Here is a 13,778-nt window from a genome sequence, read left to right as displayed (position 1 = left end):
TCCATGACTGAAGCTATTTTGAATATTTCCGTCGACGGCTCCGTCGGGGTGGTGGAGATCAACAAGCCGCCGCACAATTTTTTCGATGTTGAGTTGATTGCAGCTATTGCTGATGCCTGGGAGGACTTTGAACTCAATCCTAGGGTGCGCGCCATCGTGCTGTGTTCCAGCGGCAAGTCGTTTTGCGCCGGGGCTGATTTCTCGAAGCGGGAAAACGTCACAAAGGAGCGCAGCCCACGCCAGCTCAATCCTATCTACCAGGAAGCGATCCGGATGTTTGCCTGCACTAAGCCGGTGGTGGCGGCGATTGAAGGGCCCGCGATTGGCGGTGGCTTGGGCATGGCTCTGACTGCCGACTTTCGCATCGCCTGCGAGCAGGCCCGTTTTTCCGCCAACTTCAACCGCCTTGGCTTTCACCCCGGCTTTGCGCTGTCGTACACGCTGCCGCAGCTGATAGGCCAACAGAAGGCGGCATGGATGTTCTACACAGGTGCGCGCATCGACGGCCTGAAGGCCCTGGAACTGGGGCTGGTCGATGCGCTCGTGGCGTCAGACCAGGTACGCGCCACGGCCATGCAATGGGCGCGTGAGATTGCCGTTTCCTCACCGCGAGCCGTGCAGACCACGAGGGCCACTTTGCTGGGTGGCCGGCTGGAGCGAATACGCCAAGCCGTGGCTCGCGAGAGCGAGGTGCAGGCCGGTCAGATGACATCGCAAGACCTACAGGAAGGCGTGGCTGCGGCACGGGACCGGCGCGATCCGGTCTTCAAAGACTGAGGCTTTCCAGAACCCGAAAACAGAGGCCTGCGCGGCACGGGCGTTGCAGTGAATGCCCATGCCGCAGCGGCTCCAAGGTGGAGACAAGACGATGAGCCATATCTTCAAGAACAGCACCTCCAGGGCGGCCGTTTCTGCGCTTTGCGCATTTTCCGTGCTGGTCGCTTCGGCAGGCGTAGCCAGCGCGGGTGAAGCCTGGCCTGCCAGGCCCATACGCATGATCGTGGGGTTCGCGCCGGGCGGCCCAACGGACTCGGCCGCCAGATTCGTGGCCGAGGGAGTCGGCAAGAAGCTGGGCACCTCGGTTGTGATCGAGAACAAGCCCGGTGCCAACGGCCAAAATGCCATTAGCGAGCTCAAGCGGGCCAAGCCCGATGGCTACACCCTGCTGTTCATCACCAGCGGCAGCCTAAGCGTGGCGCCGGCGCGCTACAGGAATCTTCCCTACAACGTGGAGAAGGACTTCGAATACATCGGCGCCGTTGCCTCCTATCCGTCCATCTTGGTCACCAACAAGGGTTCCTCGTTCAACACGCTCCCTGAGCTGATCAGCCAGTCCCGGCAGGCCAAGGATGGGCTGAGTGCAGGTACGGTCAGCAATACCCAGGAGCTGACGCTTGCGCTGTTCAAGAAGAAACTGGGAGTGGTTGCGACAGGCGTTCCGTATCGGGGCGATGCGCACGCCATCAATGACATTGGCGGAGGCTCTCTGGACTTTGCCTTCATTTCTCCCAGCGTGGCGGTGCCGATGATCGAGTCGGGGCGCATCAAAGCCATTGGCGTGACGGGTGTGCTCACCGGCGCATATGCCAATAAGCTCCAGAAGATTGACGGCCTGGATGTCAAGGCTTGGAGCGGGATCGTGGCGCTGACGGGAACCGATGCCGCCGTGAGCCGGAAGCTGGGAGATGCCATGGAGGCGGTGCTGAAAAGCAGCGAGTTCAAGCAATCGCTGGAAGCCTCGGGTCAGAGCGTGCTGCCCTTGAAGAATCAGGCTTTTCGCCAATTCGTGGTCGAGGAAAAGGGGATGTGGGAGAAAACAGCTGCCGAGGCTGGCCTGGAAAAGCTGTGAGCTTGCGTTCACTGAATGGTCCTCTGAGAAGCTCCGGACAACGGCTTAGCCCTTGAGGTTCGGAGCTACAAAGTAAGAAACGATGCGCTCCAATAGATCCTATTCTCCTCCTTAATCATTAATCCCCCATGGCGCTCATATTTGCCTGAAGAAAAACCACTGGCTGTGCTACCAGCAGGCCATCACTGTCAGAGTCAGGTTGCACTGTAAATTGCCTCAGGTTTGAATTGATCCTAAGGAGTTGGACGGTTACGCTGCCACCGAGCAGGCGGTGTTTCTCAGCGGGTATCCCGCCGGGCTCGGTCCTTGCAATCTGAGCTAGATGCTCTCGGTAGCGAATGTAATCATGCACGCTCGTGGCGATGTGTATGCGCCGGCGAATCCAGCGTTAGTAAGCAAAGTGGCATTCAAGCCGGCGATGATGGAGTCGATGTAGCAAGTCAAAGGCAACACGAATGTCAAGAGAGGAGGGCGTCAGCACGCAAACGGTCGTCGAACAGTGCAGCAGCTTCGAGATCGGCGACGATTTGCGGCGGAAAAACCTGTAGCCCGGGCTAGCTAGAAAGGCCCGACCATTGGCGTCAATATCAACACAGGCTGCAAGGAAGCAAGTACGCTGTCAATGCCGTGAATGCATTTATACCTGCCTTAATCCCGCCGTGTTGATATCGAATGGATAGCTACTTCTAATGGTTGCCAGTCGGGTCTGTAGCGAACACATCCGCATGAAAGTCTTGTGCTAGCAGGCCCATATTGGAGGCTGCTGTGCGCACAGATTGAACGAGGGCTGGTGAGCCACAGCAGTGGACAACATGATCGTGTAGGTTGTCAAAGTGCATGCGTAGCGCGTCATCCACCCGACCGGCGTGAGCATCCGCAGGCACGTTGCTTAGGTCAGTGATGGCTGCAATGTAGCGAAACTGCGGCCAAGCTTTGCGCCACTTGTCGATGGCGCTAGGAAGATACAGGCCAGAGGGGTTGCGAGCACCCCAAATCAGCGTGATGTCGCGCTGTACCTTGCGTTTGGCCAGGTCATCCAGAACGGACTTGATGGGTGCAAATCCGGTGCCTCCTGCAACGCAAACTAGGGGTCTGCTGTCGTCAGGCTTCAACGCGATGCTGCCGAATGGCAGTTCGATATCCAATGTGTCACCAGACTTCAACTGCTGAACGATAGTGCTGAAGCGACCACCCGGTACATGCCTGATATGCAATGTGATGCCATCGCTCTCATGGGGTGGGTTGGCCATAGAGTAGCTGCGGCTTTCCCCGCCGTCGAGGTGAATCAGCAGGTATTGGCCGGCTTCAAATTTGGCGCGCTTGCCCACAGGCAGGCGCAGGCGCAGTAGCGAGACATCGGGTGCCGCCAGTGTATTGCTGTACACCTTGGCCGTAAAACGTTTGCGGGCTTCCGGGTCGAGACGGCGAAAGGAGCTCGGCTGGATACGTATATCGCTGGCGGCGGTGCAGCCGCACAGCAATACCTGCTCCGAGGTGCAGAGTTCGCTGCGCACGGCCATGCCATTGAAGGAAGTAATATTTCCGTCGAGCAGCGTACTCGCACAGTTGCCACAGCTACCTTTGCGGCAGGAATAGGGCAGCTCGATGCCGGCCTGCAGGGCTGCATCCAGTACGGATTGCCCAGGCGCGCAGGGGAACGCGATATCAGAGTCGTGGATATGGATCTGGTGGTTCATAGAGAGTCCTCAGACCGGTTGGGCTCCGAGTAGGGCGATTGTGCGTAGGAGGGCCGTGGCGTCAGCCACGCCACGGCCGGCAATGTCCATGGCGCTGCCATGGCCCACGCTGGAAAGCACCACCCTGCCGCCGATGGAGAGCGCACTGGCTCCGTTAGGAGCCAGCAGCTTGATGGGAATGTGCCCTTGGTCATGCAGCATGGCCACATACAAGTCGTGCTTGCGCTGTGCCAGAACCATGTCTGCTCCCATGGGGCCGTCTACCGTCAGGCCGCGCTTGCGCAGTGTCTCGACGGCAGGAACGGTGATCTGCGAGTCCTCCAGGCCGAACAACTGTCCTTCGGATGCATGAGGGTTGATCCCGAATACAGCGACTTGCGGTTTAGGCACCCCGAGTAGGGTGCATGTCTGCACGGCGGCATCCACCGCGTTGATAACCAACTGAGGTGAGAGCCGCTCTAGTGCGCTACGCACGCTCTCATGCAAGGTGACATGCACGATGCGCAGTCCAGCCCCTACCAGCATCAGGAATACCTCGTCTTCGTTCATGCCAAGAACATTGGCGAGCAAAGATGGGTAGCCGCTGAACGCTATGCCTGCACGGTGAATGGCCGTCTCATGGTGGGGGCAGGCAATGACGGCATCGACCTCGCCGCTTTCGCACGCCCGGATGGCTGCTGTTGCGGATTGCACCGTGGATAGGCCTGCCTGCGGGGTGATCTCTCCGCATTGCACTGGTTGTGCAAGCGAGCCGGCTTCCTCATGAATGAGGTCTTGAAGAAGGGACTCCATTTGGCAGATCTGCGCTGCTTGTTCAAGAGCGCTCCACGGTCCATAGACCTTGATCAGGGATCTTTCGGTGGCAGACAACTGCTGAAGAGCTTTCAGTGCGATTTCTGGGCCAATGCCGTGGGGATCGCCGATGGCCAAAGCCAATCTACGGTGCACTATTGTCATAGCGGCAATGACATCAGCGTGTCCGTCACCGTGCTGTCGCAAACCGCGACGCGCTCTTGCAGACGTAACTTTCCATCGATCGTGGTGAATTTGTCGTGGTACTCACCGCTGGCAAAGACCTCTGTTTCCCCGGTATGCATGATGCGCAGCACCAGGAATGGCGTGGAAGCACTGGCCTGTGTTGCATCGGCTGACTGGATCGAAGGCAGACCCAGGATATGGCGATAGCGGTGGCGCTCGTAGATATTGGCTTCGCGCAGCGCAGAAATTCGGTCGGTGAGCATGTCCTGCGAATCCGCCCAGACAATGCCAGCAGCAAGTCCTTCAGCATGGTTGTCGACATTGGTGACGCGATAATGGCAATCCTTCGTGAAGAAGGTTGGCCATTGCTCCATAACGTCACTGTCTATGGTCTTCGCGTAAGCGGCATTGAAGGCCGCGATTTGAATTTCATGGATCATGCTTGCATCTCCTGTCCCATATGCTTGCGGTAGGCCTTCCAAAAGCCGCGTACCGAGGTTTCTGTGGCGCGGCCCTCGCTAGAGCCTTCGTGGTCTCCGCCCATCTCGATGACCGCATCAAGGTTGGCAGCGCCTGCGATGCCACGCTGCACGAATCCACCGACAGCTCCGTCCTCCATGGAAATAAATCCTGCAGGGCCGATGAGGTTGGCCTGTTTGAGTCTGACCTTGCGCTGCTCTGCACTGTCATCTGCATAGCCAAGATAGGTCCAGTTGAGTTCCGAGCTGGAGATGCTCTTGGGCAACAACTGACGCACGGCGATGCTGTTCTGAATCTGCTGCAGCACAAAGCCAGGGAACACAGAAAGGATCTGCAGGGTCACGCCGTCCTCGAACTCCTCGAAGCCCTCTAGAAGGCTGGGATCTTTGAGCCGGTAACGCTCGTTGTCGGAGCGGATGGCCTGGTCCTTGTACGAGTCGTCTTTGGCGCTACGATCAATCATGGAATAGCTCACATGGTGGCCACCCGACTCGTCGACGATGACTCCGCCTTTTTGTGAGAGGCGATTCAGCTCGAAGGTGGTGAAGAACATATGCAGGAGGCTGGCGTGATAGCTGTCCTTCACGTTCTCGAAGTAGAGCTTCCAGTTGTTAGGCAGCTTTTGCGTGAAGCGACCGATGACTTCTACGGGCTTGTGCAGCACGCGCTCTATGCGCTCGCAAATCTCAGGGCCAAGGTAATCCTCAATGCTGGGTACGTCCTCGGAAAAACTGCCAAAGACCAAACCGCAAAAGACAGCCACGCGGAGCTTGCGCGGGCCATGCTCTTCTTTGCAGAATGAGGCCGGCATGCCACCCTGGCCCTTGACACCTTTCTCGAAGGCAACGCCGGTCAGATCTCCCTGTCGGTTGTAGCTCCAGGCGTGATAGACGCACTGGAAACTATCCGTACGTCCCGATTTCTCCAGAGCGATGAGAGCGCCGCGATGCGCGCAGCGGTTCTCGAAGGCGTAGATTTCCTGGTCGGCATCCCGTACGACAACTATCGGTGTTTCACCGGCAAAGGTAGTACGGAAATCACCAGCCTCGGGGATTTCAGATTCCAGGCACAGGTAGTTCCAGACCTCGCCGCGATAGATGCGCTGCTGTTCTTGATCAGCATTGGCTGTGTCAGTGTAGATACCGAAAGGCACGCGTGTATTAGTGGCCCCATGCCACTGGATGATGGATTCTTGCATGTTGGTTCCTGGGATTAGAGCTTGACGTTGGCGGCCTTCAGCACCTTCTTCCACTTCTCGGTTTCCTGACGGATGAACTGAGCAGTCTTGGTGGGATCCCAGCCGCAGGGCACGGCGCCCTGTTCCTGAAAGTGCTTGCGGATGTCGTTCGATGACAGAGCCAGGGCCATCTGCTTCTGAAGCTTCTGAGCGATTTCTGAGCTCGTGCCTGGGGGCGCGACGACAGAAAAGAACGTCACTGCTTGCATGGCTGGCCATTGCTGCTCCGCGAAGGTGGGGACCTGGGGCAATATTTGAGAGCGCTGCTCGTCGGCAATGGCCAGAATGCGCACCTTGCCGGCTTGGTGGTAAGTTGCCGATGAGCTGATGTTGTCGAAAAACACATCCACATTGCCGCCGATCAGGTCGATCAGTGCCGGGGCTGTCCCCTTGTAGGGAATGACGGTTAACTCAACACCAGTCAGCTGCATGAACATGGCTGCAGTCAGGTGGGATGTAGAGCCGTCGCCTTGCGTCGCCACAGTCACTTTTTTGGGGTTGGCTTTGGCGTATGCAATGAACTCGCCAAGTGACTTAGTCGGTAACTTGGGGTTGATGGCCAAGACGTTGGGCACTGTGGCCAAAATCGTTACTGGCACCCAGCGAGTAGGGTCGAAGCTAAGCTTTTGATAGAGGTTGTGGTTGATGGCGATGGGCCCCGGAGGGGAGGCCAGCACTGTCATTCCGTCCGGTTGTGCCCGGAACACTAGATCGGCACCGATGTTTCCGCCGGCCCCGGGCTTGTTTTCAATGATCACGCCACCTGCGTAGTCCGCGCGGATTTTTTCGGCTACTAGGCGCGGCAGTACATCGGCGGTACCTCCGGCTGAGAAAGGCACGACAATCTTGAGAGGTTGATTTGACTGAGCCAGGCTACCTGTTGCAGCGACCGCAGCGGCAATGCCGATCAATGCTTCGCGTCTGCGAATGGATGCGTTGCGCATCTTGTCTCCTTCTTGTGTGGGGAACTGCAGTATGGGGATGTCGTACTTTGTGTTAAACCTGTTTTTGCGCTATGCGCAAAAATGTTGAAAACACCTTGATTTGATCGCTATGCAGGACAAGAACTTTGTGGAATCGCTGCGCAAGGGATTGGGCGTACTGACTTGCTTTGACCGTCGGCATACCCGGCTCACGCTGTCGGAGGTGGCCAGGCTCACGCAGTCCACGCCAGCATCAGCCAGACGTTCGCTCAGCACACTGGTACAGCTCGGCTATTTAGAGAGTGACGGAAAGCTGTTTTGGATGCAGCCCAAGTCACTGCTGATCGCCTATTCATTTCTGTCATCGCGCCCCATGCCTGCGTTGGCTCAGCCTTTACTGGATGCACTGTCGGAGCGCACCAGAGAATCCGCTTCGCTTGGTACTTTGTTGGAGGACGATGCCATCATCATTGGGCGTTCGACCGCTCGGCGCAGCTTGAGCACGGGTCTAGGAATAGGATCTAGGTTGCCGGTGTACTGCTCTGCGATTGGTCGGACGCTGCTGTCAGGACTGCCTCAACATGAGGCGCGTGCAAGGCTAGAGATGATCGAGCGGGTGGCTCTGACCCCTCAGACGGTGACTGACTTGGAGGAGCTGCTAGGTCTGCTTGAAACTTGCCGGCAATCAGGGTGGTCATGCAGCGACGGAGAGCTGGAGCTGGGGGTGCGCTCTATGGCAGCGCCGGTGCGCGACCCTCAAGGCAACACTATTGCTGCCATGAGCATTGCAGTTAGGGCCGAGAGACTCAGTATGAGCGAGTTCAAAGAGACTTTTTTGATGCCGTTGAAGCGCGCTCGCAATGAATTGGAAAAAAAACTATATCCGTCCTGTTGATTTACACGCAAAGCTGACCCGCTGAGATGAATCACCGGCACTACTGAATTCCAGATTCCTGCTGGCTGCAAAGTTGGTTCGCTCGATGTCCCGCAAAGGGTGCTCGCCAGACAATGCTGCATGTGAAGGCTTCTTCGGAAGGCTGAAAATGGAGCTGTTTTATCCCGGCAATTGGCAATCAACGACGATTGGGCAGTTCATCGAAGCTGTCGATACTTGCATTCTTTGGTACAACGAAAAAACGTATCGTGGTATCTCTGGGACGTTTAAGCCCTGTGGAATATGGAAGGACTGCGAGCGGCTGCTCAATGCTAGCTTGCAGTTTGTCCATTTGGCCTTCTGGGTTCTATTGCTCAAAAGACTTTGAACAGACTCTTAGTGTTGTGCGCTCTGACCTCAAGGTTTCCTCGAATAGCAGACTTGGCGCCGTTGCTACCCGTCTCTAGGAGATAAAAGATAGGCGTCATACATACATCCAAGAGCGTCCGATCGACTCCAACAGCTAGGCGGTCTCAAACCCTCAACTAAATTTGCAGCACCTAGAGCGTGGTCTTCGCAGATCCCTCTTGAAAAAAGAGATCGGTAAAGATTTCCGAAACGGCAACACCGTCCAGTATGAGACTGGACATCATGGCTCCAGGCTCTTGAATCCCAGTGCCGCTGAAAGCTGGGCCGCCTCCTCCCTGAGGAGCACAGCATAGCCCCGAACAACCTCTTCGCTGAGTCTTGCGCTAGGGCCAAACAACCCAAGTGATCCCACCACACGACCGCTACTGTCGAAAAATGGTGCGGCAATGGCGACGGCTCCCTGAATCAGCTCATCACGGCTTGTTGCATAGCCTTCGATGCGAATTTGCCTCAGTTGCTCCGTGCACCGCTTGGTTTCTTCGGTACCTTCCGCTCCGTAGACAGAAAGATCCTGCTTGTCCACGTTCAGCCAGGCGAGAATGGACCGTCCACTGGCCCCCCGCACCAGATTCTCACGGTAGCCCACGCCGCGCTTGAAACTCAGGGGCTGTGTACTGGGGAGTTCGGCAACACATGTCCTGGAGACACCTTCCTGCACATGCAGGGAAACGGTCTCACGGGTTTTCTCCCACAGGCGGCGCATCATTGGTTGGGCAACGGTTTCGTAGCTCATGCCTGCGGACCAGGCATGGGCCATCTGGGCGACTGCAGGGCCGAGCCGGAATCGCTGGGGTTCGCCCTCGGAAACGAGAAACCCCTTAGTGTTGAGCGTATCGAGCAAGCGATAGAGGGTCGGCCGGCTCAGGTCGACCCGCTTTAGTAGTTCGGCCACCAGCAATCCATCGTCCCCAGGCCTGAAAGCAAGAAGCACGTCAAGGGCCCTCTGGACCGCGCGCACCCCGCCTTCGGATTTTTCGGATTCGGCTATGTCAACGGTTTTCTGATTCATGCCGATACTCTACCTGCAATTGTCCATCTGATGGACAGGAAACATGGAAGAGAAAAAGGCTGGCGTCATTCCCTGGACACTGCCACCCCTTCCTGCCATCCGCACACTGTTCCCATGCCGCTCAGCAATCCAGGACCAGGTTGCCTGAACGGCATCCAGAGACGCAGATCATCATGCTCTTGTTCGCGGCCCGCTCCTGCTCGCTCAGTATCTGGTCGCGGTGATCCACATCACCGGAAATGACCCGGACCTCACAGGCCCCGCATACACCTTCACGGCAGCTGTACTCGGGGTTCATGCCCGCGTTGATCAAGGTATCCAGCAAAGAAGTCCCTGCAGCCACCTGCACGGTCCTGCCGGTCCTGCGCAATTCGACGGCATAGCCGACTTCCGGCGTCCGGGGGGCTGCCAGCGGCGCGGCAGCAAAGCGCTCCAGGTGTACATGCGCCAGCCCCAGTTTCCCGCAACTGTCTTCATACGAATCCAGAAAGGCCAGGGGCCCACAGGCATAGAAGTGCGCGCCTTCGGCATGTCCCTGGAGAAGGTTGTGCAGATCGGCACGCACACCTTTTTCTTCCTTGAAGTGCCAGTCGACAGTCACCCTGCCGCCGACCTGAGCTGCAATGGCCTCGATCTCCGGCACAAAGGCGGCGCTCGCGCGGCTGGATGCGCAATAGATGAGGTGCGCCGTCCTGCCCAGGGCATCCAGCCTCCTGAGCATGGCAAGAACAGGCGTGATGCCGATCCCTCCGGCTACCAGCACGCTATGGGGGGCAGTCTCGACCAGGGGGAAATGATTGCGCGGCCCGCCAATCTGGATGACGTCCCCGACCCTCAGCCTTTGATGGACAAAGCGTGAACCGCCACGGCTGGCTGGGTCCAGGGAAACCGCCACCACATAGCGATGACTTTCCCCCGGATTGATCAGCGAATAGCTTCGGATCAACCCATCGGCCAGGTGCAGGTCGATATGGGCACCCGCCTGCACGGGCTGGGCAAACTCCTCTGCCACAACAAGCGGCCGCAGCTCCACGCTGAGGGTGCCTGCCGCTTCGTAGCGCATCTGGTGGACGCGCGCCTGAAGATATGTAGAGGCCATGGCGTTACATGATGTGCAGGCCACCATCGACCATCAGGGTGGTCCCGGTGATGAAAGACGCTTCGCGGGAAGCCAGCCAGAAGATGGGCCAGGCGATTTCCTCCGGCGACGCCCAGCGCCCTATGAGCGATGTGTCCTTGCGCTCCGTCCTGAGCTGCTCCACGCTCTTGCCCGCGTTGCGTGCCCTGCCGACGTGGAAGTCGGTCAACGTGGAGCCCGGGCACACCGCATTGGCGCGTACGCCGTGAGCGGCTTCCTCGAATGCCAGGCTACGGGTATAGGCCAGTTGCGCCGCCTTGGTCGCGTCATACAGGGCCATGCCCTTGCGACCCGTGACCGCGTAGCAGGAGGACACGTTGACGATGCTGCCGGTTCCCGACTGCCTCAGTGCAGGAAGCGCAGCCCTGCAGTAGTTGGACATGCCCACCAGATTGACGCCGACCATGGCCTGCCATTCGGCAGCAGTGGCATCGGCTGCGGCACTGTAGTTGCGCATGGCTGCGTTGTTCACCAGGGTATCGAGACCGCCCCACTGTTGCACGCACTGCCCTACGGCTGCCGCTGCAGCCGATTCGTCCGACACATCGGCCATGACGCATGCCAGCCGGGCTCCCGGCACGGCCTGCAAAATGGCTTCACGCGTGCGTTCCAGAGCCTCAGCGTTTGCGTCCACCATCAGCACTGCAGCCCCTTCCTTGCAGAAGAGATGGGAGGCGGCGGCGCCTATGCCCGCACCGGCGCCGGTAATCAAGGCGGTGCGTCCCGCCATTCTGGATTCGCTCATTGTTCAATCCGCCTTTGCATTCGTTGCCTTGATGACCTTGCCCCAGCGCCCGATTTCGGTTGCTATCCAGTCATTGAATTGCTTGGGAGTGCTAGCAATGGTCTCAAACTCCATCTCATCCAGATGCTTGCGTACGTCCGGTGAGTTGAGAATACGCACCATGGCTTGGTGGTAGGTGTTAATGACGGCAGGCGGTGTTCCGGCAGGCGCCAATAGACCGATCCAGGACGTGGCCTCAAAGTCCTTGAGACCAGATTCCGCCAGTGTGGGAATCGTGGGTGTACTGGGGAAACGCTTAGCTCCCGTGGAGGCCAACAGCTTCAACCGACCTTCCTTGACGAATCCCTGCACATTGCCCGGAACAAAGAAACCGCTTTGAACATTGCCAGCGATCAGATCTGTCACCGCAGGCCCCGCCCCTTTGTAAGGAACATGAGTCATCTGGAAGCCAGCAGCCGATTTCATCATCTCCATGGTGAGGTGCGAAGCGCTGCCCATGGCCACCGAGCCATAAGAGTACTTGCTGGGGTTCGCCTTGGCCTTGGCGATGAAGTCCTTCACGTCCTTGAATCCGGCCTTGGGGTTGACCACCAGGTATTGGGGCGACTTCACCGCCAGCGTGATGGGAGCCAGGTCCTTGAGTGGGTCATAGGGCATCTTGTCGAACAGGGTGACATTGATTGCCAGAGGCCCGTTGTAGCCAATCAGCAAGGTATGGCCGTCCGGCACGGAGCGGCTGACTTCGTAGGCGCCGATGTTCCCGCCTGCACCAGGCTTGTTCTCAACCACGAAGGGCTGGCCCAGCGCCTCCTGCAGCTTGGGCGCAATCAGGCGCGCCAACACATCATTCGTGCTGCCTGTAATGGGCACCACGATGCGCACTGGCTTGGTGGGGCGCCATTCGGGCGCAGCGGCAGCCTGACCCCAGGCCGCAGTTGCCGCGCAGGCTCCTGCGACCAGGGCAGCCTTGAGTGTCATAGGGAATTTCATGTTTTTTTGTCTCCGTCATTTCTTGTCTTGGTGTTTCTCGTTCAGAGGCTGAAGACTGGCTTCTTCGTCGCATCCGCCAGTTCCTCGCGGGCCCAGGCCACGGGGTCCTGGTCGCGGGGCAGCAGCACGCCTGCAGGGCGCACGTGCTGCTCGCTTGCGTCAAGGGCGGGAGGTGTCTCACCCTGCTCGAGGCCCAAGGCCGCTTCATTGAGCATGCGGCGAGCCATCACAATGGCCTTGTCCGTAGGCAGCAGTCTCTCTGCGGCATGGTCCTGGATGGGACCCATGCTTTCCTGCAGCGAATAGTCCTGCGCGGAGAAACCGAAAATTCCGCTGTAGGAACGCTCCTCGCGCTGTGCAACCCGGTCCATGCCATAGTCATTGTTGCGATTGGCCTTGGGGATGAAGCTGTCGGGCTCTTCGTACTCCACATGTATGCCTTTGCCTTCCTCCATGGACTGCCGCTCTTCCTTAGTGAGCGGCTGGTCCGGCTGCCAGTTGATGCTCCAAGCCCAGCAGTTGTGGTCGTCGATAGGCACCCACACATGACCGCCCAGTGCATGGTTGCCGAACGGTGCAATGAGCGTGAACCAGGGGAACAGCCACTGCGTGATGCGCCAGTAGTAAGAGTCAGGCTCACCATTGCGACGGCCGAATAGGCTCAGACCAAAAGGCGTCTGTTCGATCTCGAACTTCACATTGCCGTCGGCCTTGATGTAGTCCAGCGCCTTGACGCCCTGGTGCATGGGATCCGTATCCACCTCGAAGCGGTGCACATATGACACATGGGCAGTGTCTATACCGCCTTCCATGGCCTGCAGCCAGTTACTGTATTGCAGGCGTTTGGAGACAAATACATGCTCCGGCGGCAGGGTACACCACTCCAACTCTGGAGGAGATGGTTTGTGCTCCTCGGGGCCCATGTAGGTCCAGACGATGCCCCCGCGCTCCACGCACGGATAGCCCTTGATATGCATGCGGGCGCAGGATTGCGGCGACGAAGGAACATCCACGCACTGTCCATCGCCGTCGAACTTGACGCCATGGTAGGCACAGCGAATGCCGTTCTCTTCGTTGCGACCAAAGTAGAGCGACACGCCGCGATGAGAGCAGAACTCGCTGATCAGGCAGGCCTTGCCGTCCGTATTTCGAAAGGCCAGCAGCTTTTCGCCTAGCAGTTGGACCCGTACCTGCGGACCGTCCGCTTCGGCGATCTCGCTGGACATCAGTGCTGGCACCCAGTAGCGGCGCAGCAAATTTCCCATTCGTGTATTGGGGCCGACGCGGGTGAGCGTCTCGGACATTTCCTTGTTCATGCCTTGTCTCCGTGAGGTGGTTTGATTTCGATGGTGTTCGTCTGATGAGACTGATGTCCATTTTATGGATTTCTGGATGTGTGTCAAATTTATTAAATCTGTCCACTCTGTGG

General features: G+C 58.1%; 13 protein-coding genes and 2 pseudogenes. 5 read left to right on the top strand and 10 right to left on the bottom strand.

Annotation, left to right across the window (positions count from 1 at the left end):
* Nucleotides 1-3 precede the first annotated feature (3 nt).
* Entirely contained in the window at nt 4-777 is a 774-nt protein-coding gene (locus F0P97_RS14995; RefSeq protein ID WP_003054596.1) for an enoyl-CoA hydratase/isomerase family protein, read from the top strand.
* Nucleotides 778-868: 91 nt separating this feature from the next.
* Nucleotides 869-1,849, top strand: a complete 981-nt coding sequence (locus F0P97_RS14990; protein WP_003054597.1) for a Bug family tripartite tricarboxylate transporter substrate binding protein — start codon at nt 869-871, stop codon at nt 1,847-1,849.
* Between the two features lie 686 nt (nt 1,850-2,535).
* Here the strand turns inward: F0P97_RS14990 and F0P97_RS14985 are convergent.
* Genes F0P97_RS14985 through F0P97_RS14965 form a run of 5 tightly spaced genes read right to left on the bottom strand, consistent with a single transcriptional unit; the run spans nt 2,536 to nt 7,185 of the window.
* On the bottom strand, nt 2,536-3,546 hold the full coding sequence (locus F0P97_RS14985) for an FAD-binding oxidoreductase (protein WP_003054599.1): 1,011 nt from the start codon (nt 3,544-3,546) through the stop codon (nt 2,536-2,538).
* Nucleotides 3,547-3,555: 9 nt separating this feature from the next.
* Complete coding sequence (locus tag F0P97_RS14980) at nt 3,556-4,503, bottom strand: PdxA family dehydrogenase (RefSeq protein ID WP_003054601.1); 948 nt, start codon at nt 4,501-4,503, stop codon at nt 3,556-3,558.
* The gene (locus F0P97_RS14975; protein ID WP_003054603.1) at nt 4,500-4,964 is read right to left on the bottom strand and encodes an aromatic-ring-hydroxylating dioxygenase subunit beta; all 465 of its coding nucleotides are present in this window, start codon (nt 4,962-4,964) and stop codon (nt 4,500-4,502) included. The genes F0P97_RS14980 and F0P97_RS14975 overlap by 4 nt, the downstream gene beginning before the upstream one ends.
* A complete protein-coding gene (locus F0P97_RS14970) occupies nt 4,961-6,202 on the bottom strand; it encodes an aromatic ring-hydroxylating dioxygenase subunit alpha (protein ID WP_003054606.1) in 1,242 nt (413 codons plus the stop codon). Before F0P97_RS14970 ends, F0P97_RS14975 begins: the two co-directional genes overlap by 4 nt.
* Nucleotides 6,203-6,216: 14 nt before the next feature.
* Entirely contained in the window at nt 6,217-7,185 is a 969-nt protein-coding gene (locus F0P97_RS14965) for a Bug family tripartite tricarboxylate transporter substrate binding protein (RefSeq protein ID WP_003054610.1), read from the bottom strand.
* 109 nt (nt 7,186-7,294) lie between these two features.
* On the opposite strand from F0P97_RS14965, the gene F0P97_RS14960 reads away from it, so the two are divergent.
* The 3 genes and pseudogenes from F0P97_RS14960 to F0P97_RS14950 all read left to right on the top strand — a co-directional run.
* Nucleotides 7,295-8,059, top strand: a complete 765-nt coding sequence (locus F0P97_RS14960; RefSeq protein WP_050874090.1) for an IclR family transcriptional regulator domain-containing protein — start codon at nt 7,295-7,297, stop codon at nt 8,057-8,059.
* Between the two features lie 67 nt (nt 8,060-8,126).
* A pseudogene (locus F0P97_RS14955) lies at nt 8,127-8,343 on the top strand (IS3 family transposase); the annotation flags it as partial.
* Nucleotides 8,343-8,426, top strand: a pseudogene (locus tag F0P97_RS14950) (IS5/IS1182 family transposase); the annotation flags it as partial. The pseudogenes F0P97_RS14955 and F0P97_RS14950, both read left to right, overlap by 1 nt.
* 261 nt (nt 8,427-8,687) lie before the next feature.
* Here F0P97_RS14950 and F0P97_RS14945 read toward each other — a convergent pair.
* The 5 genes from F0P97_RS14945 to F0P97_RS14925 all read right to left on the bottom strand — a co-directional run bounded on the left by F0P97_RS14945 (nt 8,688) and on the right by F0P97_RS14925 (nt 13,665).
* Nucleotides 8,688-9,476 carry an IclR family transcriptional regulator gene (locus tag F0P97_RS14945; protein WP_003054617.1) on the bottom strand — a complete coding sequence of 263 codons (789 nt, stop codon included), beginning with the start codon at nt 9,474-9,476 and terminating at the stop codon, nt 8,688-8,690.
* A 121-nt stretch (nt 9,477-9,597) separates the two neighbouring features.
* The gene (locus F0P97_RS14940; RefSeq protein WP_003054619.1) at nt 9,598-10,575 is read right to left on the bottom strand and encodes a PDR/VanB family oxidoreductase; all 978 of its coding nucleotides are present in this window, start codon (nt 10,573-10,575) and stop codon (nt 9,598-9,600) included.
* Between the two features lie 4 nt (nt 10,576-10,579).
* Nucleotides 10,580-11,359, bottom strand: a complete 780-nt coding sequence (locus F0P97_RS14935) for an SDR family NAD(P)-dependent oxidoreductase (RefSeq protein WP_003054621.1) — start codon at nt 11,357-11,359, stop codon at nt 10,580-10,582.
* A gap of 3 nt (nt 11,360-11,362) precedes the next feature.
* Complete coding sequence (locus F0P97_RS14930; RefSeq protein WP_003054623.1) at nt 11,363-12,349, bottom strand: Bug family tripartite tricarboxylate transporter substrate binding protein; 987 nt, start codon at nt 12,347-12,349, stop codon at nt 11,363-11,365.
* Nucleotides 12,350-12,390: 41 nt separating this feature from the next.
* On the bottom strand, nt 12,391-13,665 hold the full coding sequence (locus F0P97_RS14925; RefSeq protein ID WP_182283015.1) for an aromatic ring-hydroxylating dioxygenase subunit alpha: 1,275 nt from the start codon (nt 13,663-13,665) through the stop codon (nt 12,391-12,393).
* Nucleotides 13,666-13,778: the final 113 nt, after the last annotated feature.

It is taken from the genome of Comamonas testosteroni (assembly GCF_014076415.1).
GTDB lineage: Bacteria > Pseudomonadota > Gammaproteobacteria > Burkholderiales > Burkholderiaceae_C > Comamonas > Comamonas testosteroni_F.
The sequence above is the reverse complement of the archived record's forward strand: the minus strand, read 5'-3'. Positions and strand labels throughout refer to the sequence as shown.